The sequence below is a fragment of the Streptomyces sp. NPDC127108 genome, assembly GCF_042677545.1.
Classification (GTDB): Bacteria; Actinomycetota; Actinomycetes; order Streptomycetales; family Streptomycetaceae; genus Streptomyces.
Genome location: NZ_JBHXTE010000029.1, coordinates 42679 through 63625, shown reverse-complemented (window position 1 = coordinate 63625; position 20947 = coordinate 42679). Strand labels below are relative to the sequence as shown.

Annotated in this window: 16 protein-coding genes and 1 riboswitch; of the genes, 13 read left to right on the top strand and 3 right to left on the bottom strand. The window is 73.5% G+C overall.

Annotated elements, in window-relative coordinates:
• Window positions 1-5 precede the first annotated feature (5 nt).
• Together ACFVHO_RS24535 and ACFVHO_RS24530 are read right to left on the bottom strand one after the other, a co-directional pair.
• Window positions 6-1076: a chitinase gene (locus ACFVHO_RS24535; RefSeq protein WP_385718395.1), complete on the bottom strand. Its 1071-nt coding sequence runs from the start codon at window positions 1074-1076 to the stop codon at window positions 6-8.
• Between the two features lie 75 nt (window positions 1077-1151).
• Window positions 1152-2072, bottom strand: coding sequence for an MBL fold metallo-hydrolase (locus ACFVHO_RS24530; protein WP_385718392.1), 921 nt, complete (start codon window positions 2070-2072; stop codon window positions 1152-1154).
• Between the two features lie 139 nt (window positions 2073-2211).
• Between ACFVHO_RS24530 and ACFVHO_RS24525 the strand changes: the two genes are divergently transcribed.
• The 8 genes from ACFVHO_RS24525 (at window position 2212) to ACFVHO_RS24490 (ending at window position 13221) form a co-directional block, all read left to right on the top strand.
• Window positions 2212-2445 carry a hypothetical protein gene (locus ACFVHO_RS24525; protein ID WP_385718389.1) on the top strand — a complete coding sequence of 78 codons (234 nt, stop codon included), beginning with the start codon at window positions 2212-2214 and terminating at the stop codon, window positions 2443-2445.
• On the top strand, window positions 2432-3847 hold the full coding sequence (locus ACFVHO_RS24520) for an amidase (RefSeq protein ID WP_385718386.1): 1416 nt from the start codon (window positions 2432-2434) through the stop codon (window positions 3845-3847). The genes ACFVHO_RS24525 and ACFVHO_RS24520 overlap by 14 nt, the downstream gene beginning before the upstream one ends.
• A 91-nt stretch (window positions 3848-3938) precedes the next feature.
• The gene (locus ACFVHO_RS24515; RefSeq protein ID WP_385718383.1) at window positions 3939-4511 is read left to right on the top strand and encodes a TetR/AcrR family transcriptional regulator; all 573 of its coding nucleotides are present in this window, start codon (window positions 3939-3941) and stop codon (window positions 4509-4511) included.
• 256 nt (window positions 4512-4767) lie between these two features.
• Window positions 4768-5832: a tRNA (adenosine(37)-N6)-threonylcarbamoyltransferase complex transferase subunit TsaD gene (tsaD, locus tag ACFVHO_RS24510; protein WP_385718381.1), complete on the top strand. Its 1065-nt coding sequence runs from the start codon at window positions 4768-4770 to the stop codon at window positions 5830-5832.
• Window positions 5832-6407 (top strand): GNAT family N-acetyltransferase, encoded by a 576-nt coding sequence (locus ACFVHO_RS24505; RefSeq protein WP_385718379.1) that lies wholly within the window; start codon window positions 5832-5834, stop codon window positions 6405-6407. The genes tsaD and ACFVHO_RS24505 overlap by 1 nt, the downstream gene beginning before the upstream one ends.
• A gap of 102 nt (window positions 6408-6509) precedes the next feature.
• Window positions 6510-9170 carry an alanine--tRNA ligase gene (alaS, locus tag ACFVHO_RS24500; RefSeq protein WP_385718377.1) on the top strand — a complete coding sequence of 887 codons (2661 nt, stop codon included), beginning with the start codon at window positions 6510-6512 and terminating at the stop codon, window positions 9168-9170.
• A gap of 186 nt (window positions 9171-9356) precedes the next feature.
• Window positions 9357-9845 (top strand): hypothetical protein, encoded by a 489-nt coding sequence (locus ACFVHO_RS24495; protein WP_385718374.1) that lies wholly within the window; start codon window positions 9357-9359, stop codon window positions 9843-9845.
• Between the two features lie 61 nt (window positions 9846-9906).
• Window positions 9907-13221: a CHAT domain-containing protein gene (locus ACFVHO_RS24490; RefSeq protein ID WP_385718371.1), complete on the top strand. Its 3315-nt coding sequence runs from the start codon at window positions 9907-9909 to the stop codon at window positions 13219-13221.
• 57 nt (window positions 13222-13278) lie between these two features.
• Here the strand turns inward: ACFVHO_RS24490 and ACFVHO_RS24485 are convergent, their stop codons facing one another.
• A complete protein-coding gene (locus tag ACFVHO_RS24485) occupies window positions 13279-14877 on the bottom strand; it encodes a protein kinase (protein ID WP_385718369.1) in 1599 nt (532 codons plus the stop codon).
• 171 nt (window positions 14878-15048) lie between these two features.
• Window positions 15049-15228: riboswitch (cobalamin riboswitch) on the top strand.
• Window positions 15229-15439: 211 nt separating this feature from the next.
• On the opposite strand from ACFVHO_RS24485, the gene ACFVHO_RS24480 reads away from it, so the two are divergent.
• From ACFVHO_RS24480 to ACFVHO_RS24460, 5 genes are read left to right on the top strand one after another with little or no spacing between them, the layout of a single operon-like run.
• Window positions 15440-16939: a CoA-acylating methylmalonate-semialdehyde dehydrogenase gene (locus tag ACFVHO_RS24480; protein ID WP_385718538.1), complete on the top strand. Its 1500-nt coding sequence runs from the start codon at window positions 15440-15442 to the stop codon at window positions 16937-16939.
• A 5-nt stretch (window positions 16940-16944) separates the two neighbouring features.
• A complete protein-coding gene (locus tag ACFVHO_RS24475) occupies window positions 16945-18093 on the top strand; it encodes an acyl-CoA dehydrogenase family protein (protein WP_385718367.1) in 1149 nt (382 codons plus the stop codon).
• A complete protein-coding gene (locus ACFVHO_RS24470) occupies window positions 18090-19190 on the top strand; it encodes an enoyl-CoA hydratase/isomerase family protein (protein ID WP_385718365.1) in 1101 nt (366 codons plus the stop codon). The genes ACFVHO_RS24475 and ACFVHO_RS24470 overlap by 4 nt, the downstream gene beginning before the upstream one ends.
• Window positions 19187-20116: a 3-hydroxyisobutyrate dehydrogenase gene (mmsB, locus tag ACFVHO_RS24465; protein ID WP_385718362.1), complete on the top strand. Its 930-nt coding sequence runs from the start codon at window positions 19187-19189 to the stop codon at window positions 20114-20116. The genes ACFVHO_RS24470 and mmsB overlap by 4 nt, the downstream gene beginning before the upstream one ends.
• On the top strand, window positions 20113-20946 hold the full coding sequence (locus ACFVHO_RS24460) for an enoyl-CoA hydratase (protein ID WP_385718358.1): 834 nt from the start codon (window positions 20113-20115) through the stop codon (window positions 20944-20946). The genes mmsB and ACFVHO_RS24460 overlap by 4 nt, the downstream gene beginning before the upstream one ends.
• Window position 20947 lies beyond the last annotated feature (1 nt).

Here is a 20947-nt window from a genome sequence, read left to right as displayed (position 1 = left end):
GTGCATCAACGCCCTTGCAGCGCCTTCACGTTGTCCCCGAAGGTCCACCCCTTCGACCCGTCCCAGTTGATCGACCAGGTCATCAGGCCCTTCAGGGCGCCGTTGTAGTTCCGCCAGGCCTGGCTCACCAGGCCGGGCGACATGTGGCCGCCGCCCGCGCCCGGCTGGGCGGGCAGGCCGGGCACCTGCTTGTCGTAGGGGACCTTGATGGTCGTGCCCTGGATGACCAGGCCCTTGTTGAGGCAGTCGGTCTGCGCGACGAAGCCCTGGACGGTGCCCGCGGAGTAGGAGTCGCCGGAGCAGCCGTACATGCTGCCGTTGTAGTACTGCATGTTGAGCCACCACAGGCGGCCGTTGTCCGCGTACTTCTTGACGATCGGCAGGTACGCGCCCCAGATCGAGCCGTACACCACGCTGCCGCCGGTGACGTAGGCCGTCTCCGGGGCCATCGTCAGGCCGAAGTCGGACGGCATCTGGGCGAGCACGCCGTCGATGATGCGGATGAGGTTGGACTGGGACGGCGACAGCTGGTTGATGTTGCCGCTGCCGACCAGGCCGGTCTCGATGTCGATGTCGATCCCGTCGAAGTTGTACTTCTTCAGGATCGGCACGATCGTCTCGACGAAGCGGTCCGCGACCTTGCTGGAGCTGAGGTCGATCCCGGCCGTCGCGCCGCCGATGGACATCAGGATGGTGGCGCCGTTCGCCTTGGCCTGGCACATCTCGGCGGGCGTCGCCACCTTCACGGTGGAGTCCATGCCGTCCTCCCACAGCACGGTGCCGTCGGAACGGATCACCGGGAAGGCGGCGTTGATCACGTTGTAGCCGTGGGCGCCGATGCGGGAGTCGGTGATCGGGGTCCAGCCGAACGGCGGATGCACGCCGTTCGAGGCACCGTCCCAGTTCTCCCAGTACCCCTGCAGCACCTTGCCCGCGGGTTTCGACTTCACCGCGCAGGTGTCCGCCTGCGGAGCCCTGGGCGCGCTGGGCGCGTCCGGCGCCGCGGCGGCCGGCAGCTGCGCCGCGAAGGCCAGCGCGATGGCCGCTCCCAACAGACGTACCGACCGACCGATCATGGCGTGCTCCCTCGGGGAGGCCTTGCTACGGATGGGACGTGATGCGGCAGACGGTAAGTAGGTATAGACCTTTCGTCAATAGGTCTGGGCCAATGCGGAGTTGAAGCGGAACGTGGAGTTCGGGAGGCGTGTGCCGTCCTGGGTGGCGACCCGCCCCGCCGTCGGAGCGGCGAAGTGGCTGCCCAGCAGCACGGTGTCGGTGTCCGCCACCGAGGCGAGCAGGGCGCGCCGGGTGCGCTCGGCGAGGGCGGGGTCGATGTCCACGCAGGAGCCGATGTCGGGCCTGGCCAGCTGGACGGGGTGGTGGACGGCGTCGCCGGTGATCAGGGCGGTCCGGTCGTCACCGCGCAGCTCGACGGCGACCTGGCCGGGTGTGTGGCCGGGGGCGGGGAGGAGGCGCAGGCCCGGGGCGACCTCGACCGGGCCCGCCGAGACGTCGACCAGGTCGAGCAGGCCCGCGTCCCGGATCGGGTGGACGGAGTCGAGGAACATCTGGCGCCGGGACGGCTCCATGTCCGCCGCCGCCCAGTGGTCCCATTCCGTCCGGGTGGTGAGGTAGCGGGCGTTGGGGAAGGTGGGCACCCAACTGCCGCCTTCCATGCGGGTGTTCCAGCCGACGTGGTCGGCGTGGAGGTGAGTGAGGACGACCAGGTCGACGGAGTCGGGTGCGAATCCGGCGCGGGTCAGGCGGTCCAGATAGTCGGTGTCGAGGTCGTGCCAGGCCGGGTTGGCACGCTCCTTGCCGTTGCCGATGCCCGTGTCGACGAGTATGCGGCGCCCGCCGAGGGTGATCGCGAAGCTGTGGCTGCTGAGGTGGAGCGTGCCCGCGTCGTCGGCGAAGTCGGGGCGCAGCCACGGGGCGTCGGCGACGACGTCCGGGGTGGCGGCGGGCAGCAGCCAGGGGCCCGTCTCGGGCGGGAGCGCCACCTCGTCGACGCGGTGGGCGGTGATGCCGCCGAGGTTCCAGGTGGCGGGCGGCGGGGGCAGCGGAGGCATGGCGGGCCTTTCGGGCGGGCGGCGAATCACTAAAAGCAATCCCTTTGCGTTAAGTGACGTTAGGGGCTACTGTCCACTAACGCAAGCGGTTAGCTTTTGCGGCGCCCGGAGGGGCTCCGCCTCAGATCCGGAGGAACCCATGCCCCCCGAGGCCCCCGCGCCCGCCGACCTCACCCCCCAGGAAGCCGCCCAGTGGGCCCGTCGCGCCGGACTCCCCCTGGAAGGCGAGCGCCTGGACGTCGTGACCGCCACCGCGAACCACATCCAGGCCGTCGTCGCCACCCTGCGCGAACTGGACTTCGGTGATGTGCCGCCCGCCTCCGCCTATGCGGTGGACCTGATCGCCTCGGAGGTGTCCGATGCGACCGTTTGAGCTGACCCTCGCCGACGCGGCGGCGGCGATCCGCGCGAAGGAACTGTCCCCCGTCGAGCTCACCGAGTCCGTCCTGGAGCGCGCCCAGGCCGTCGAGGGCCGACTGCACGCCTTCGTCGGCCTGCGGGCGGACGAGGCGCGACGCGCCGCCGCCGAGGCCGCGGCCGAGATCGCCGCGGGGCGCCACCGGGGCCCGCTGCACGGCGTCCCGATGGGCCTCAAGGACCTCATCGACGTCAAGGGGCAGCCCACGACCGCGAGTTCGGCCGTCCGGGCCGACCACATGGCCGACGAGGACAGCACCGTCGCCGCCCGCCTCACGGACGCGGGCGCCGTCCTCCTCGGCAAGACCCACACCCACGAGTTCGCCTACGGCCTGACGACCCCGCAGACCCGGAACGCCTGGGACGCGGGCCGCGTCGCGGGCGGATCGAGCGGCGGCTCCGCCGTCGCCGTCGCGTCCGGCGCGGCCACCTTCGCCATCGGTACCGACACCGGCGGCTCCATCCGGGTCCCCGCCGCCCTCAACGGCGTCGTCGGACTCAAGCCGACGTACGGCCTGGTGCCCCGGCACGGCGTGACCTCGCTGTCATGGTCCCTCGACCACGTCGGCCCCGTCACCCGCACCGTCGACGACGCCGCCCTCGTCCTCGCCGCCCTGACCGGCCACGACCCGCGCGACCCGGCCAGCCTCACGGTGCCCCGCGAGCCGTACCCCCCGTACGGCGAGAGCGACTTGACCGGACTGCGCGTGGGCGTCCCGCGCACGTACTACTTCGACCGCGTCGCTCCCGGCGTCGAGTCCGCCGTGCGCGACGCCGTCGACCGGCTGCGCGAGCTCGGGGCCCGACTCGTCGACGTGGACATCCCCATGTCCCGCTACGTCCAGGCGGTCCAGTGGGGCCTGATGGTCCCCGAGGCCACCGCGTACCACGAGGGGACGCTCCGCGCGACGCCCGAGCTGTACGCCCCCGACGTGCGTGTCCTCCTTGAGGCGGGTGAACTCCTACTCGCCGGGGACTACTTGCGCGCCCAGCGCGCCCGCACCCTGATGCGGCGGGCCTGGGCGCGACTCCTCGCCGAGGTCGATGTAGTCGTCGCACCCTCCGTGCCGCTGACCGCCGCACCCGTGGGGCAGCAGTCCGTGCAATGGGCCGACGGTTCCGTGGAGAGCGTGTCCGACAGCTACGTACGCCTGTCCGCGCCCGCGAACATCACGGGCGTACCGGCACTGACCGTGCCCGTCGGGCAGGGCGAGGGCGGCCTGCCCGTCGGCATGCAGCTGATCGGCCGGCCGCTGGGGGAGGGGACGGTGCTGCGGGTCGGGCGCGCGTACGAGGCGACGCGGACGGACGCGGGGCGGCTCGCACCGGACGAGGGTGCCCTTCGGGCGGGGCGGTGACTGCGGGGACTCCTGAAGGGCCCGCCCCGATGCCGGGGGACCCCGTGCGCTCGCCAGCGTAGAAGCTAGAAATTAGCGTTAAGGTGACGGGATGAGTCCCAAGCCCATGGCCCGCCCCGGCGGCCGCAGCGCCCGCGTGCAGGCGTCCGTGCACGCCGCCGTCCGCGATCTCGAGGCCGAGCAGGGCCGCGCGGCGCTCACCGTCCCGCTGGTCGCCGCGCGGGCCGGGGTCACCCCGTCGACGATCTACCGCCGCTGGGGCGACCTCCAGGAACTCCTGTCGGACGTGGCCGTCGAACGGCTGCGGCCCGACACGGAACCCGCCGACCACGGCGCCCTGCGCGCCGACCTCACGGCCTGGGCCGAGCAGTTCCTCGACGAGATGTCGTCCACCGCGGGCCGCGCCTACATCCGGGACGCGCTCCTCGGCGACCCGGACGGCGGCAACGCGGGCCAGTGCTCCGCCTACGCCGCCGCGCAGGTCGACCTCGTCCTCGACCGCGCCCGCGAGCGCGGCGAGGACGGGCTCCCGGCGCGCGAGGCGGTCATGGACCACGTGGTCGCACCGGTCATGTACCGCATCCTGTTCCGGCCCGACGGCCTGTCGGCGGAGTACGCGCGCCACCTGGTGGAGACGGCGCTCGACCGGAGCGCCCGGGACTGAGGAGGTCCTGGGGTCCGACCCTTATTGCACATTGGTTGCAACTACTATTGAGGGGCAGTAGGGGCCGATCATGGGCAGTACGTGCTGGTGAGCGACGGGTGCGAGCCAGAGGGAAGGCGGGGCGAGGACGGATGCGAGACGGAAGCCGAGTGACGTCGGCAGCGGGGGAGCCGGTGCCGAGGTCGGCGTCGGGGTTGGGGCTGGGTCTGGGGCTGGCCGCGGTCTCAGCGTGGGCGTCGGCGCCGGGAGAACCCTCATGAGCGCCTCCCCGATCGTGCTCGGCATCGAGTCGTCCTGCGACGAGACCGGCGCCGGTCTCGTCCGCGACGGGCGCCTGCTCGGGCACGCGGTCGCGTCGAGCATGGACGAGCACGCCCGCTACGGCGGCGTCGTCCCCGAGATCGCCGCCCGCGCCCACGTGCACGCGCTGACCCCGGTCGTCCGCCGCGCCCTGGACACGGCGGGCCTGCGCCTCGGCGACATCGGCGCGGTCGCCGTGACCACGGGCCCCGGCCTGTCGGGCGCCCTCCAGGTCGGCCTCGCCGGGGCGAAGTCCCTCGCCTACGCCCTGGACGTACCGCTGTACGGAGTGCACCACCTCGCCGGGCACGTCGCCGCCGACACCCTGGAGCACGGCCCGCTGCCCGACCCCTGCGTCGTCCTGATCGTCTCCGGCGGCCACACCTCGCTGCTGCTCGTCCGGGACCTCGCCCGCGACCCGATCGCGCACCTCGGCGACACCCTGGACGACGCGGCGGGCGAGTGCTTCGACAAGGTGGCCCGCGTCTTCGGGCTGCCCTACCCGGGCGGGCCCGCCGTCGACCGTGCGGCGCGCTCCGGCGCCGCGGACGCCGTGGTGTTCCCGCGCCCGCTGACCGGCCCCGGCGACGACCCGTACGCCTTCTCCTTCTCCGGCCTGAAGACCGCCGCCGCACGCTGGGCCGAGGGCCACGCGGACGGCGACCTGCCGGTCGCCGACGGCGCCGCCGCGCTCCAGGAGGCCATCGCCGACGTCCTGACCCGCAAGGCCGTCGCCGCCTGCGCCGCACACGGCGTGGACACCCTCGTCGTGGTCGGCGGCGTCGCCGCCAACTCCCGGGTGCGGGCCCTCGCCGAGGAGCGCTGCCGGGCGGCCGGGATCACCCTGCGCGTCCCGCCGCTCGGCCTGTGCACCGACAACGGAGCGATGATCGCCGCCGTCGGTGACCTGCTGGTCCGCGCGGGCGCCGCACCGGCGCCCCTCGACGTGTCGATCGACCCGTCCGCGCCCCTGGAGTACGCGGCGCTGCACCCCACGACGACGTTCGCGAGGGTCGCCTGATGACCGACACCCTCGTGCGCCGCCTGCCGGGCCCCGACCTGCTCACCCACCGCGACGGCATCCGGCAGGTCTACGCCGAGGCCTTCGCCGAGCCGCCGTGGAACTCCGACCCCGCGGAAGCGGACGTCTACCTGGAACGACTCGCGGGCGACACGGACCGCCCGGGCTTCACCGCCGCGGTGGCCCTCGACGGCGACCGCGTGCTCGGCTTCGCCACCGCCTGGACGTCCGAGACCCCGCTGCCGGCCACGCGTTCCTACCCGCGCGTCAGCGCCGCCCTCGGCGCCGAGCGCACCGCCGCGTGGCTGTGCGGCGGCCTGGAGGTCGACGAACTCGCCGTCACGCCCGGCGCGCACGGCCGCGGCCTCGGCCGTACGCTCCTCGAAGAGGTCACGCGCGACGCGCCCGGCGGGCGCTGCTGGCTGCTCACGTCCGTCAAGGCCGACGCGACCGTCCGTTTCTACGAGCGGCTCGGCTGGCGACAGGCCACGCATCCCGCGCCGAACGGATACGGCACGGCCGTCTTCCTCGGCCCGCGCCACCCCGCGGGCCCCGACACCTTCCCGCCCGCGTAGCCCCAGAGCCCCAACAGCCCGCGGTCCCAGCAGATCCCGCGGCCCCCAACCCCCCACTTCCCACCGTCCCTGTAGCCCCTTGAGCCCCGCCCGGAGCACCCCTTGCGCACCGCCGACATCCGCACCCGCTTCCTGGACTTCTTCGCCGAGCGCGGTCACACCGTCGTCCCCAGCGCCCCGCTGCCGACGCCCGACCCGACGCTGCTCTTCGTCAACGCGGGCATGGTGCCGTTCAAGCCCTATCTGACGGGCGAGGCCGAGCCGCCCTGGCCGCGGGCGACCAGCGTGCAGAAGTGCGTGCGCACCCTCGACATCGAGGAGGTCGGCAAGACCACGCGGCACGGCTCCTTCTTCCAGATGAACGGCAACTTCTCCTTCGGGGACTACTTCAAGGAAGAGGCCATCACCTTCGCCTGGGACCTGAGCACCCGCCCCGTCGCGGACGGCGGCTACGGACTCGACCCGGCGAAGATCTGGGTGACCGTGCACCACTCCGACGACGAGTCGCGCGGACTGTGGCGGCGCGTCGCGGACCTGCCCGACGAGCGGATCGTGGCGCGCGGCGACGAGGACAACTTCTGGTCCATGGGCGTCCCCGGGCCGTGCGGTCCCTGCTCGGAGCTGTACTACGACCGCGGCCCCGCGCTCGGCCGCGCGGGCGGCCCGGCCGTCGACGAGGACCGGTACATGGAGTTCTGGAACCTCGTCTTCATGCAGTACGAGCGCGGCGCGGGCATCGGCAAGTCCGGCTACCCGATCCTCGGTGAACTCCCGCGCCGCAACATCGACACCGGCATGGGCCTGGAGCGCATGGCCACCCTGCTCCAAGGTGTCGACAACCTGTACGAGATCGACGAGACCCGGCCCGTCCTCGACCGGGCCGCCGACCTCGCGGGTGTCCGCTACGGCGCCGACCCGGTGGCCGACGTACGTCTGCGTGTCGTCGCCGACCACGTCCGCACGGCCCTGATGCTCCTCACCGGCGGCACCGCCCCCGGCAACGAGGGCCGCGGCTACGTCCTGCGTCGCATCCTGCGCCGCGCGGTCCGCTCGATGCGTCAACTCGGCCACGAAGACCCGGCGTTGACCCAGCTCCTCGCCGTCGCCCGCGACTGCATGGCGCCGAGCTACCCCGACGTGAGCACGGCGTACGACCGCGTCGCCGACCAGGCCGCCGGCGAGGAGGACGCCTTCCGCGCCACCCTCAAGCAGGGCACGACCGTCCTGGACACGGCCGTCACCAAGGTCAAGGCCGAGGGCGCGCGCCAACTGCCCGGCGCCCAGGCCTTCCTGCTGCACGACACCTACGGCTTCCCCATCGACCTCACCCTGGAGATGGCCGCCGAACAGGGCGTGGAGGTCGACCGCGAGGGCTTCACGGCACTCATGCGCGAGCAGCGCGAACGGGCCCGCGCGGACGCCCGCGCCCGCAAGTCCGGCGGGGCGGTCGACACGTCGGCGCTGCGCGGTGTCCTCACCGAGCACGGGCCGACGGACTGGCGCGCCTGGGACACTCTGACCACCGAGTCCCGCGTCCTCGCCCTCCTCGGCCCCGCAGGACCCGTGCCCGTGGCGAGCGACGGCGAGATCGTCACCGCCGTCCTCGACCGCACCCCGTTCTACGCCGAGTCCGGCGGTCAGGACAGCGACGCGGGACACCTCTCCGGCCCCTCCGTGGAGGCCGACGTGCTCGACGTGCAGCGCCCGCTGCCCGGCCTCGTCGTGCACCAGGTCCGCGTCACCGCGGGCGAACTGGCCGTCGGCGACGCCGTGCACGCCGCCGTCGACCCCGAATGGCGCCTCGGCGCCCGCCAGGCCCACTCCGGCACCCACGTCCTGCACGCCGCCCTCCGCGAGATCCTCGGCCCCACCGCCCTGCAGTCCGGCTCCTACAACCGCCCCGGCTATCTGCGCCTCGACTTCCCCTGGCGCGGCGGCCTCTCCGCCACCGTCCGCAGCGAGGTCGAGGAGGCCGCCAACCGCGCCCTGCGCCGCGACGCGCCGGTCCAGGTGCGCTGGATGACGCTGCCCGAGGCCAAGGAGCTCGGCGCGCTCGCCCTGTTCGACGAGACGTACGGCGAGCAGGTGCGGGTCGTCGAGATCGGCGGCGCCTGGTCGCGCGAACTGTGCGGCGGCACGCACGTCGAGCACGCCGCGCAGGTCGGCGTCGTCGCGCTGACCGCCGAGTCGTCCGTCGGTGCGGGCATGCGGCGCCTGGAGGCCGCCGTCGGCATCGAGGGCTTCGGCCATCTGGCGCGCGAGCGCGACCTCGTCGCCCGGATCGCCGAGCAGGTGCAGGCACCGCGCGCCGAACTGCCCGAGCGCATCGCCGGACTCCTCGACCGGCTCAAGGCCGCCGACCGCGAGAACCAGCGGCTGCGGCAGGCGGCCCTCGCCGTCCGCTCGGGTGAACTGGCCGACCGCGCCGTCGACGTGGCGGGCGCGAGCGTGGTCACCGCCACCACGGAGGGCGACGCGGGCACCGCCAGGGCCCTCGCCCTGGACGTGCGCGGACGGCTGCCCGGGGAGCGTCCCGGCGTGGCCGTCGTAGCCCTGACCGCCGCCAAGCCCGTTCTCGTCGTCGCGGTGAACAAGGCCGGGCGCGCGGCGGGACTGTCCGCGTCCGCGCTGGTCAAGCGGCTGCTCGGCGGGCGGGGCGGTGGCTCGGACGAGGTGGCGCAGGGCGGCGGAGCGGCGGCTCCACAGCTCGACGCCGCGCTTGCGGGGCTCGCGGACGTCCTGCGGGAGGAACTGGACGGCTAGCGGTGCCGTGCTGCTCCTGGAGGGCGGTACTGCTTTCTGGAGGGTCGTGCTGCTCCTGGAGGGTAGGTGCTGCTCCTGGAGGGGCGTGCCGCCCTTGGAGGGCCGGGGCGGCCCTCCTTCTCCCGATCCGCGGCCCGCATCTCGGGATCACGCCCGTGCGGACCGCGGAGAGGCCAGAATTGGAGCATGTCGAGTCGAGATCAGTTGGAGCGGCGAATCCGGGCGCTCTCCGACGAAGCTGCCGTCCGGGCGCTCACCGCACTGGTGGAGGAGCGCGGTCTGCTGCCGGACGCGAAGAAGTGCCCGTGGAACGACGCCGAGTTGCGGGATGCGCTGGACGCGGCGGACGTGGCGGCCTACGCGTCAGTGGAGCAAGCCGACGCCACGGAGGGTGAGTTGGCCCGCGCCGCGCTGGAGTACGCCGCGGATCTGGGGGACGGTGAGGCGCGGACGGTCAGCGAGGCGGTCGACTTCGCGCAGGAGCCGAACGTGCGCTTCGACCCCGTCGCGCTCTCGGTCACCGTCCTGGTCGTCGTGCTGCTGCAGACGGAGGTCGTCGTGAAGCGGGACACGCGGGGACGGTGGGCCCTGACCATCCACAAGCGGGCGATGCGGGACGCGGCGCTGGGCCGTGTCTTCACGGCCCTGCTCTCCCGGCTCAGCGGCGGGAAGTAGTCCTCGCCGGAAGCCGGGGGCGGCTCGACGGCGGCCGACGTACAACACCACGGGGGCGAGCGTGACGGTCTCGGTTCGGATGCCCTACAGCTGGCGCTGCGAGGAGTGCGCCCGGGAGCGGACCGCTCCGGCGTGGCGTGTCATGGACGCCCGGGAGCGCGCCGACATCCTCGACGCCCCCGGTCCGGGCGTGTCGTGGGTGGACTGTCCGGAGTGCGGGGCGAGGGCGTACGTCGACGACGCGCCGCTCCTCGTCCTGCGGCCCGGCGTCACGGCGCCGCTGCTGATCGCCCTCCCGATGGCGGAGCTCCGGGGCGGCCCCGGTGACTCCGGGGTCGCCCTCCTCGAAGAGGCGCAGGAGGCCGGTGCCTTTGAGGGCGACGGTTTCGCCGGGCGGGCGATCCCCCTGCCGCGCAGACTGCTTTCGGTGGTCCTGGCCCGCGACCTCGACCGGGACCTGACGGACCCCGAGGCGGCCTGCCGCGCGCTGCCGAACGACGGGACGTCCACCGCCGACAACTACCGGAGCTTCCTCGGTTATCTCGCCGAGGAGCGCGCCGAGACCCGGATCGTCGAACTGCTGGGCGCCGTGCTGGCCACCCCGCCCGAGGGGTTCGCCGAACTCCTCCGTACGTACCCGGAGTTGACCGCTGACACGGCGGTGCGCGACGCGGGCCGTGCCGAACTGCACGCCGCCGCCGGGACGCCGCTCGCCTCGATCCTGGAACGACGGCAGCTGCTCCTGGACGAGCTGAGCGACGGCCGGACGCCGCACGAGACGGCGGTGGACCACTACTTCACGTCCCTGGGCCGATTCGGCGCCGAACTGCGGGCTCGACTGCAGGACCTGTACACCCGGGCCCTGGAAACCGAAGGCCCGGAGACCGTTCCGGTGGCCCGCGAGGCCCTTCAGCTCGCCGCCGACCTCGGCGAGGAGGACATGGAGACCGTCCTGGCCGCCCGGCTCGGCGAACGCCTCGTGGACGCCGTCCGCGCCGGACTCGAAGCCGACGTCACCGAGGCCGTGCACGTCCTCGAACACGCCCTGAGCCGACTGACCGAGGGCACCCTGCCCTGGGCGGAGGTCGCCAACAACCTCGCCAACGCCCACTACTTCCGCGACGACGGCGACCAGCTCGAGGTGTGGGAGGCGGCCCGCGACCTGCTGGCCCGCGCGAGCGCCCTGGACCGGAGCGAGCACCCCGAGCACTGGGCCCTCGTCCAGACCAACTACGGACTGCTCCTCGCCGAACGGCCCGGGGGCGACGCCACCGACCTCACCCTCGGCATTGACCGCATCACGGCCGGACTGGAGGAACGGTCCCCGGAGCGCTCCCCGGTCGACTGGGCCTACTCCCTGGTCAATCTGGGCCTGCTGCTCTCCCGCCGCGACGGACCGGACGACGCGGGCCGGGCCGAGCGGTGCTACCGCGACGCCCTCCACCATCTCGACCCGGACGACGACCCCCTCCTGTGGGCGCAGATGCAGTGCAACCTGGCCCACCTGCTGCTCTCCGCCGACCCCGTCGACGCGCACGGTGCCCGGGCGGCGGCCACCGCGGCGCTCGACCTGAGCAGGGCGCGACCCGGCCTCCTCAACACCGGTCGCATCGCCTGGCTGCTGGCCCAGGCGGGCGACCACATCGACGGCCCGGACAACGCCGGGAGCATCCGGCTGCGCCAGGACGCGCTCGCCGCGACACCGCCCGCGGTCGCACCGACCCTGCACCTCAGCATCGCCCGCGAGCTGCTCAACTCCCACGCCGAGGCGGAGCGCTGGCAGGAGGCCGCCGACGTGGCCTCGGACATGCAGACGGCAGTGAACGCGCTCTTCGACGCCCAGGTCACGGCCGCGAGCCGCCGCGGCGTACTGGTCCAGGTCGACCGGCTTGCCCGCTGGACCGCCTTCCTGCTGGCGCGGGCCGGTGCCCCCGAGCGGGCCGTCGAAGCGCTGGAGCGCGGACTGGCCTGCGAGCTGTCGGTGGTGACCGGCCGGGGTGCGGTGGACCTGGCGGCACTCGAACGCGTCGACTCCGTCATGGCGGACCGTTACCGCGTCGCGCGGACACGCTACGCGTCCGCCGTCACGCACGCGTCGGACATGACGCCGGGCGGGCTCGCCCCCGCCGTGCGGGAACAGGCCGAGGCCGAACGCGCCGTGCGCACCGTCGTCGACGAGATCCGGGGCATCCCCGGCTTCGAGGACTTCCTGCGCACCACCGAACTGCGGGACATCGTCCGCGCCGCGGGCGGACTGCCGCTCGCCTACCTGGTCAATGCCCCCTGGGGCAGCTATGTCCTGACGGTCCCCGCCGACGGGTCCGCCGTGCGGGCGGTGACCGTCCCCGAGGTCACCAGCATCACCGTGACCCGGCTCCTGATGATGGACCTGGACAACCCGGACGACGACACCCCGGGCCTGTGGCTCGTTCAGCAGGCCCCGCGGCTGACCTACCGCCGCAGGCTCCCGGAGGCCCTGGACCGCCTCCTCGCCCTGGAGCCGCTCGTGCGGCCTCTGGCGCGGCTCCTCGCCGAGGACCCACGGGGCGAGGCCGTCGTGGTGCCGACCGGCCTCCTGGGACTCGTACCGCTGCACGCCGTGCCGCTCGGGTCCGGCACGGACGAGGTGCTCGACGACGTCGGCACCCTGACCGTCTCCCCGTCCGCGAGCGTCTACGCGGCCACCCGCGCCCGCTCCGGACGCCCGCCGGAGGGGCCGCCGCACCTGGTGGCCGTCACCGACCCCGACGGTTCACTGCCGGGCAGCCGGACCGAACTCGCCGAGATCCGCGCCCTGTTCGCGTCCTGGGGCGAGGCGAGCTGCGCGGTGGGGGACGAGGCCACCGTCGACTGGGTGCTCTCGCACCTCGCCGAGGCCTCGTACCTGCACCTGAGCTGTCACGGGAGCGCCGGGTTCGAGGGCGGCTCGCTCGCGCTCGCCGACGGCAGGCTCGACATGGACGCGCTCGTCCGGCACCAACTGCCCGGCTGCCGCCTTACGGTGGCCAGCGCCTGCCAGTCCGGCCACTACGCGATCCTCGACGCCCCCGACGAGTTCCTCGGCCTCCCGGCCGGGTTCCTCCAGGCGGGGGCGGCCTGCGCGGTGACCAGCCTGTGGCTCGTGGACGACCTCGCGACCGCCGTGCTGATGACCCGGTTCTACGAACGCCTCGCAAGCAGCGAGGCCCCGGTGCCGGCGCTTCGCCGTGCGCGCCGCTGGCTGCGTCGGCTGACGTGGGACGACCTCACCCGGTACACGGACTCCCACCCCCATCTGGCGGCCCTGATCGAGCCCTACGCCGCGCGGGCGGAGGGCGGCGAGCGCCCCTTCGCGTCCGCCGTGCACTGGGGCGCGTTCACGGCATGGGGGTCCTGAGGGGCGGACCGGCCACGGGAGTCCTGAGGGATTGGCGAAGCCGGAGCGCGCGGACGGTCAGAGGCGCCGCGTCGGCCCGTACGGATCGAGGGTGTAGTCGACGACCCGGTCGCCGGGGGACTGCGGGGCTCTGACCTGCATGAGCGTGTAGCGTCCTCCGGTCAGGCCGGTGAGGATCACCGTCGCCGGGTACGCGGCCTCCCGGCCGTTCGCGCACGTGGGCTCGCAGACGCGCTCCCACCCCTGGCCGGTGCCGCGAGCGGTGGGCTCGCCCCAGTCCGACCACTTCAGCTTCTTCAGCCCGATCCCGCCGTCGCCGCACGCCAGGACGAACATGGCGGGTCTGGACAGCGGCTTGCCCCCACAGGTGACGATCGCCGCGGGGCGCGTGCTGGGCCGGGCCTCGGCCGTCGTCGGCACCCGGGGCGAGGGCTCGGCGGCCTCCGAGGGTTCGGGGGCGGGCGGCGTGGCCGATGCCCCGGCCGATTGCCGAGGCCGCTCCGAGGCCGGGACGGTGGCCGACTCCTGGACCGTGGGGGTGGCTCGCGGCGGCCGGGAAGTGGTGTCCGTGTCGCTGTCGCCCCCGGGGTCGAAGAGGAGGGTGACGAGGACGGCCCCCACGGTCGCCGCGACGAGCGCTCCCACGGCGAGCGGCCACTTCCGGGGGGACGGGGCGGAATCGGACGGCGGGGCGGGGTGCCCCGGACCGGCCGGGGACTCCGTCGCGGGGGCCGCGGCCTCCTGTTCGGCTTCCCTGCGGGCCAGCTCCTCCCGGAGCCGGGCGATCTCGGCCTGTTGCGCGGCGATCAGCTCGTGCACTTCCAGGGGCCAGGGGCGCGCCGCCGGGGTGAGCTGCCCGAGGCCGTCGAGGAGCTGGGCCGGGGTCGGCCGGTCGTTCGGGTCCTTGGCCAGGCAGCGGGCGACGACGGGGCGGATCCTGGCCGGGAGCCCGCTGAGGTCGGGCTCCGTGTGCACCACGTTGTACAGGGTCTGCGGGACGGAGGGGCCGACGAACGGGCAGGTGCCCGTGCAGGCCATGACCAGCACCGTGCCCAGGGAGAACACATCGCCGGCCGGGCCGGGCGGCAGCCCCTCGGCCTGCTCCGGGGACATGAAGCCGGGGGAGCCGACCAGCCAGCCCGAACGGGTGAGTTCCGTGGTGCCCTCGCCGTCGGTCGCCCGCGCGACGCCGAAGTCGATGACCCGCGGGCCGTCGTCGGCGAGGAGCACGTTGGACGGTTTGAGGTCCCGGTGCACCAGGCCCGCCCGGTGGATGTCGCGCAGGGCGGAGGCCAGCCCCACGGCCATGCGCAGCACTGCCTCCTCCGGCAGGGTGCCGACGGCCGTCACCGCTTCCTGGAGGGAGGGGCCCGGCACGAACTCCGACGTCAGCCACGGTTCCGGCGCGTCGGCGTCGGCGTCGATCACCGCCGAGGTGTACGCCCCGGACACCTTGCGGGAGGCGTCCACCTCGCGGCGGAACCGGGCCCGGAAACCGTCGTCCTCGACGAGTTCCTGGTGCACCTGCTTCAGCGCCACGAGGGTGCCGTCCGGCGCGCTGCCGAGCAGTACGCGTCCCATACCGCCCCGGCCCAGCTCCGCGATGGTCCGGTACTGCCCGACTTCCTCCGGGTCCGTCGTTCCCAGTCGTTCCACTGTGTCCCCCGCATCCGAGTCCCGTGGCAGGAACGAGTCTGCGCGTGTCATGTACACGAAACAAGGGGGCGCGTCGGCGGGTCGCGCGCGGAGGTGGCGGACCGTCAGATGATGACGGAACCCTGCCGGTCGCGCAGTCGGGTGTGGACTTACTAGGACGTCCAAGTATATGTTCGTGGACAAGCCCGCGGTGCAGGGAAGCCGGTGTGAATCCGGCACGGTCCCGCCACTGTGACCGGGGAGTGCGTTCTCGCGTGAGACAACGCCACTGACGGAGAAGTCCGTTGGGAAGGCGGGAGAACGGGCGCTGATCCGGGAGTCAGGATACCGGCCGTGGGGTGTTCCGTGTTGTCCACGAGGATGGAGCAGACACGCATGGCCCCGGTGTGCACCCACGACCCTGGTGATCCGGCGATGCGAGCGACAACCCCCGCTGTCTGACGGCCCCCGGCCGTTCGCGTCCCCTTCTTCCGTCCGTCGATCCGGCATGCCCGCGCACGCCGCCGACGGCCGGTCGGACGCGCCCGTCCCCGGATCCCACCTGACGAAAGAGCAGGCCCCCATGGTCCGTGAACTGACCCACTTCATCGGCGGCAAGCACATCCCGGGAACATCGGGCGCGCTGGCCGACGTGTACGACCCGAACACCGGCGAGATACAGGCCCGCGTCCCGCTCGCGAACCGCGCGGAGACCGAGGCGGCCATCACCGACGCGGCCGAGGCGCAGCGCGAGTGGGGCGAGTGGAACCCGCAGCGCCGCGCCCGCGTCCTGCTGCGGTTCCTGCGGATCGTCGAGGGCGAACGCGAGTCGCTGGCCCGGATGTTGTCGGCCGAGCACGGCAAGACCGTCGCCGACGCGCACGGCGACCTCCAGCGCGGCCTCGAGGTCGTGGAGTTCGCCGCGGGCATCCCGCACCTGCTCAAGGGCGAGTTCACCGACAACGCCGGGACCGGCATCGACGTGCACTCGCTGCGCCGCCCCATCGGCGTCGTCGCGGGCATCACGCCGTTCAACTTCCCCGCGATGATCCCCCTGTGGAAGGCCGCGCCCGCCATCGCCTGCGGCAACTCCTTCATCCTCAAGCCGTCCGAGCGCGACCCGTCCGTGCCGTTGCGCCTCGCCGAGCTCTTCCTCGAGGCGGGCCTGCCGCCGGGCGTCCTGAACGTCGTCAACGGCGGCAAGGAATCCGTCGACACCCTCCTGGAGGACCCGCGCGTCGAGGCGCTCGGCTTCGTCGGCTCCACGCCGATCGCCGCGCACATCTACGCCACCGCCGCCGCCCACGGCAAGCGCGCCCAGTGCTTCGGCGGCGCCAAGAACCACATGATCGTGATGCCGGACGCGGACCTCGACCAGGCCGTGGACGCGCTGATCGGCGCCGGTTACGGCTCGGCGGGCGAGCGCTGCATGGCGATCTCCGTGGCCGTGCCGGTCGGCGAGGCCACCGCCGACGCCCTGGTGGCCCGCCTCAAGGACCGCATCGGCGCGCTGCGGATCGGCCGCTCCGACGACCCCGAGGCCGACTTCGGCCCCCTGGTGAGCCGCGACGCCCTCGACCGCGTCCGCTCCTACGTCGACCTCGGCGTCGAGGAGGGCGCCGAACTCGTCGTCGACGGCCGGGACTTCAAGCTGCCCGGGCACGAGGGCGGCTTCTTCGCGGGCGCCTCGCTCTTCGACCGCGTCACCCCGGACATGCGGATCTACCAGGAGGAGATCTTCGGCCCGGTCCTGTCCGTCGTCCGCGCCGCCGACTACGAGGAAGCGCTGCGGCTGCCCACCGAGCACCCCTACGGCAACGGCGTCGCGCTCTTCACCCGCGACGGCGACACCGCCCGCGACTTCACCCGCCGCGTCGACACCGGCATGGTCGGCGTCAACGTCCCCATCCCGGTACCCGTCGCGTACCACACCTTCGGCGGCTGGAAGCGCTCCGGCTTCGGCGACCTCAACCAGCACGGACCGGACTCCATCCGCTTCTACACCCGCACCAAGACCGTCACCTCGCGCTGGCCCTCCGGGGCCAAGGAGGGCGCGAGCTTCACCATCCCGACGATGGGGTGACCGCCGTGACCAGCTCACTGCTCACCGAGGACCAGCTCGCCATCGTCGAGACCACCCTCGACTTCGCCCAGGAGCACCTCGCCCCGCACGCCCTCTCCTGGGACCAGGAGAAGCACTTCCCGGTGGAGGTGCTGCGCAAGGCCGCGGACCTCGGGCTCGGCGGGATGTACGTCGCCGAGGACGCGGGCGGCTCCGGGCTCACCCGCGCCGACGGCGTCCTCGTCTTCGAGGCCCTCGCCTCCGGCTGCCCGTCCATCGCGGGCTACCTCTCCATCCACAACATGGTCGCCTGGATGATCGACCGGTACGGCGACGAGTCCCAACGCGCCCGCTGGCTCGGGTCGTTGACGTCTATGGACTGGCTCGGCAGCTACTGCCTCACCGAGCCCGGCGCGGGCTCCGACGCCGCCGCGCTCAGCACCCGCGCCGAACGCGACGGCGACACCTACGTCCTGAACGGCGTCAAGCAGTTCATCTCCGGCGCCGGTGCCTCGCACGTGTACATCGTGATGGCCCGCACGGGCGACAGCGGTCCCGGCGGCGTCTCCGCCTTCGTCGTCGAGCGCGACGACGAAGGCCTGTCCTTCGGCCCGAACGAACAGAAGATGGGCTGGAACGCCCAGCCCACCCGGCAGGTGATCCTCGACGGGGTGCGGCTGTCCGCCGACCGGCTGCTCGGCGGCGAGGGCAACGGCTTCCGCATCGCCATGAACGGCCTCAACGGCGGCCGCCTCGGCATCGCCGCCTGCTCGCTCGGCGGCGCCCGCAGCGCCCTCGACCGCAGCCTCGGCTACCTCGCCGACCGCGAGGCGTTCGGAGCCCGGCTCCTGGACGCCCAGGCGCTCCAGTTCAAGCTCGCCGACATGGCGACCGAGCTGACCGCGGCCCGCGCCCTGGTCCGCCAGGCCGCCCAGGCCCTCGACGCGGGCGACCCGCAGGCGCCCCAACTGTGCGCCATGGCCAAGCAGTTCGCCACCGACACCGGCCACTCGGTCGCCGACCGTGCCCTGCAACTGCACGGCGGCTACGGCTACCTGACCGAGTACGGCATCGAGAAGCTCGTGCGCGACCTGCGCGTCCACCGCATCCTGGAAGGAACCAACGAGATCATGCGCCTGATCGTCGCCCGCGGCCTGACGGGGGCGCTGCGATGACGCCCGCCGACGCCGCCCCGGCCCCGGCGCCCGCCGACGACTCCGTGCTGCTGCGCACCGAGGGCCGCGCCGCGTACATCGTCCTCAACCGGCCCAAGGCCCTGAACGCCCTCACCCACGCCATGGTCCGCCGCATCGACCAGGCCCTCGCCGCCTGGGAGCACGACCCGGCCGTCGAGACCGTCGTGCTCACCGGCGCGGGGGAGCGCGGCCTCTGCGCGGGCGGCGACATCCGCGCCATCTACGACGACGCCCGCACCGGCGGCAGCGCCTCCGCGGACTTCTGGCGCGACGAGTACCACCTCAACGCCCGCATCGCGCGCTACCCCAAGCCGTACGTCGCCGTGATGGACGGCATCGTCATGGGCGGCGGCGTCGGCGTCTCCGCGCACGGCGGCGTCCGCGTCGTCACCGAGCGCTCCCGCATCGCCATGCCCGAGACGGGCATCGGCTTCGTCCCCGACGTCGGCGGCACCTACCTGCTCGGCCTCGCCCCCGGTGAACTCGGCACCCACCTGGCCCTGACCGGCCAGCAACTGGGCGCCCGCGACGCGCTCCTGTGCGGGCTCGCCGACCACTTCGTCCCCTCCGACCTGCTGCCGCGCCTCGTCGCGGACCTCGCGTCCGATCCGGTGCGCGAGGTCCTCGCCCGGTACGTCGCCGAAGCGCCGCCGGGCGTCCTCGGCGACCAGCGCGCGTGGATCGACGCCTGCTACCCGGCACACGGCGTCGAGGAGATCGTCGACCGGCTGCAGAACCACGGCGCGCAGGCCGCCAAGGAGGCCGCCGAGACCCTGCACGGCAAGTCGCCGACCGCCCTGAAGGTCACGCTCTCCTCGCTGCGCCGGGCCCGGCAGCTCGGCCCGCTGGAGCGGGTCCTCGAACAGGAGTACCGCGTATCGTGCGCGGCCCTCGCCTCCGCCGACCTCGTGGAGGGCATCCGCGCCCAGGTCGTCGACAAGGACCGCGACCCCCGCTGGTCCCCGGCCACCCTCGCCGACGTCACCGACGACGACGTGGCCCGCTACTTCGCCCCGCTCGGCGCGCGCGAACTCGCCCTCGCCGCCGACCGCTCCCCGCAGGAGGTGCCCTGGTGAGCCCCGTCATCGCCTTCGTCGGCCTCGGCCACATGGGCGGCCCGATGGCCGCCAACCTGGTCAAGGCCGGATACCGGGTCGTGGGCCACGACCTGGTCCCGGACGCCGTGGACGCCGCTGTCGCCGCGGGCGTCGAGGCCGCGCCCTCGGCCGTCGCGGCGGCCGCCGACGCGGACGTCGTGCTCACCATGCTGCCCGCGGGCCGCCACGTCCTCGCCCTCTACCAGGACGAAGGACTGCTCGCGGCCGCCCGGCCCGGCACCCTCTTCGTCGACTGCTCCACCATCGACGTCGCCGACGCGCGGGCCGCCCACGAGGCGGCCGCCGCGGCCGGGCACCTCGCCGTGGACGCACCCGTCTCCGGTGGCGTCATGGGCGCCGAGGCGGGCACGCTCACCTTCATGGTCGGTGGTGACGAGGCCGCGTTCGCGCGGGCCGAGCCGCTGCTCGCCGAGATGGGCAAGAAGGCCGTGCACTGCGGCGCGGCGGGCGCCGGACAGGCCGCGAAGATCTGCAACAACATGATCCTCGGCGTCTCGATGATCGCCGTCAGCGAGGCCTTCGTCCTCGGCGAGAGCCTCGGCCTCTCCCACCAGGCGCTGTACGACGTGGCGTCCACCGCGTCCGGTCAGTGCTGGGCGCTGAGCGTCAACTGCCCGGTGCCGGGCCCGGTCCCGGGCTCGCCCGCCAACCGCGACTACCGCCCGGGCTTCGCCGCGCCCCTGATGGCCAAGGACCTCGGCCTCGCCGCGAACGCGGTGCGCGCGGGCGGCGTCGACGCCGAACTCGGCCTGCGCGCCGCCGCGTTGTACGCAGCCTTCGCCGAGGGCGGCGGCGCGGCCGAGGACTTCTCCGGGATCGTCCGCGCCATCAGAGAACGCTCCGGGCAGCAGCCCGCCGACCAGCAGAAGGACCAGCCGGCATGACCACCTCCAGCAGCACCCCCACGGATCCCACCGGTACGACGACGGATCCCGCCACCGTTTCGTACGAGACGATCCTTGTGGAGCGCAAGGGCCGGGTGGCCGTCCTCACCCTGAACCGCCCCAAGGCCCTGAACGCCCTGAACCTCCAGGTGATGCGGGAGGTCGTGGCCGCGGCCGAGGCCCTCGACCGGGACCCTGAGGTCGGCTGCATCGTCCTCACCGGCTCCGCGAAGGCGTTCGCGGCGGGCGCCGACATCAAGGAGATGAGCCCGCAGAACTACCTGGACATGTACCTCAGCGACTGGTTCACGGCCTGGGACCGGCTTGGCCAGGTGCGCACCCCGACGCTCGCCGCCGTCTCCGGCTACGCCCTCGGCGGCGGCTGCGAGCTGGCCATGCTCTGCGACATCCTGCTCGCCGCCGACACCGCCGTCTTCGGCCAGCCGGAGATCAAGCTGGGCGTCATCCCCGGCATCGGCGGCTCGCAGCGCCTGACCCGCGCCGTCGGCAAGGCGAAGGCCATGGAGCTGTGCCTGACCGGCCGCACGATGGACGCCGAGGAGGCCGAGCGCGCCGGACTGGTCTCGCGGGTGGTCCCGGCCGACGACCTGCTCGGCGAGGCGCTGGCCGTCGCCGAGACGGTGGCGGGCATGTCCCTGCCGGTCGCCATGATGGCCAAGGAGTCGGTCAACCGCTCCTTCGAGACGACCCTCACCGAAGGCGTCCGCTTCGAACGGCGCCTGTTCCACGCGGTGTTCGCGACGGCGGACCAGAAGGAGGGCATGACCGCCTTCACGGAGAAGCGCAAGCCGCAGTTCACCCACCGCTAGA

Excerpts from the sequence above, each read along its gene's own strand:
- ACFVHO_RS24535 (WP_385718395.1), bottom strand. The coding sequence starts at position 1,076 with ATGATCGGTCGGTCGGTACGTCTGTTGGGAGCGGCCATCGCGCTGGCC.
- ACFVHO_RS24530 (WP_385718392.1), bottom strand. The coding sequence starts at position 2,072 with ATGCCTCCGCTGCCCCCGCCGCCCGCCACCTGGAACCTCGGCGGCATC.
- ACFVHO_RS24525 (WP_385718389.1), top strand. The coding sequence starts at position 2,212 with ATGCCCCCCGAGGCCCCCGCGCCCGCCGACCTCACCCCCCAGGAAGCC.
- ACFVHO_RS24520 (WP_385718386.1), top strand. The coding sequence starts at position 2,432 with ATGCGACCGTTTGAGCTGACCCTCGCCGACGCGGCGGCGGCGATCCGC.
- ACFVHO_RS24515 (WP_385718383.1), top strand. The coding sequence starts at position 3,939 with ATGAGTCCCAAGCCCATGGCCCGCCCCGGCGGCCGCAGCGCCCGCGTG.
- tsaD (WP_385718381.1), top strand. The coding sequence starts at position 4,768 with ATGAGCGCCTCCCCGATCGTGCTCGGCATCGAGTCGTCCTGCGACGAG.
- ACFVHO_RS24505 (WP_385718379.1), top strand. The coding sequence starts at position 5,832 with ATGACCGACACCCTCGTGCGCCGCCTGCCGGGCCCCGACCTGCTCACC.
- ACFVHO_RS24495 (WP_385718374.1), top strand. The coding sequence starts at position 9,357 with ATGTCGAGTCGAGATCAGTTGGAGCGGCGAATCCGGGCGCTCTCCGAC.
- ACFVHO_RS24480 (WP_385718538.1), top strand. The coding sequence starts at position 15,440 with ATGGTCCGTGAACTGACCCACTTCATCGGCGGCAAGCACATCCCGGGA.
- ACFVHO_RS24470 (WP_385718365.1), top strand. The coding sequence starts at position 18,090 with ATGACGCCCGCCGACGCCGCCCCGGCCCCGGCGCCCGCCGACGACTCC.
- ACFVHO_RS24460 (WP_385718358.1), top strand. The coding sequence starts at position 20,113 with ATGACCACCTCCAGCAGCACCCCCACGGATCCCACCGGTACGACGACG.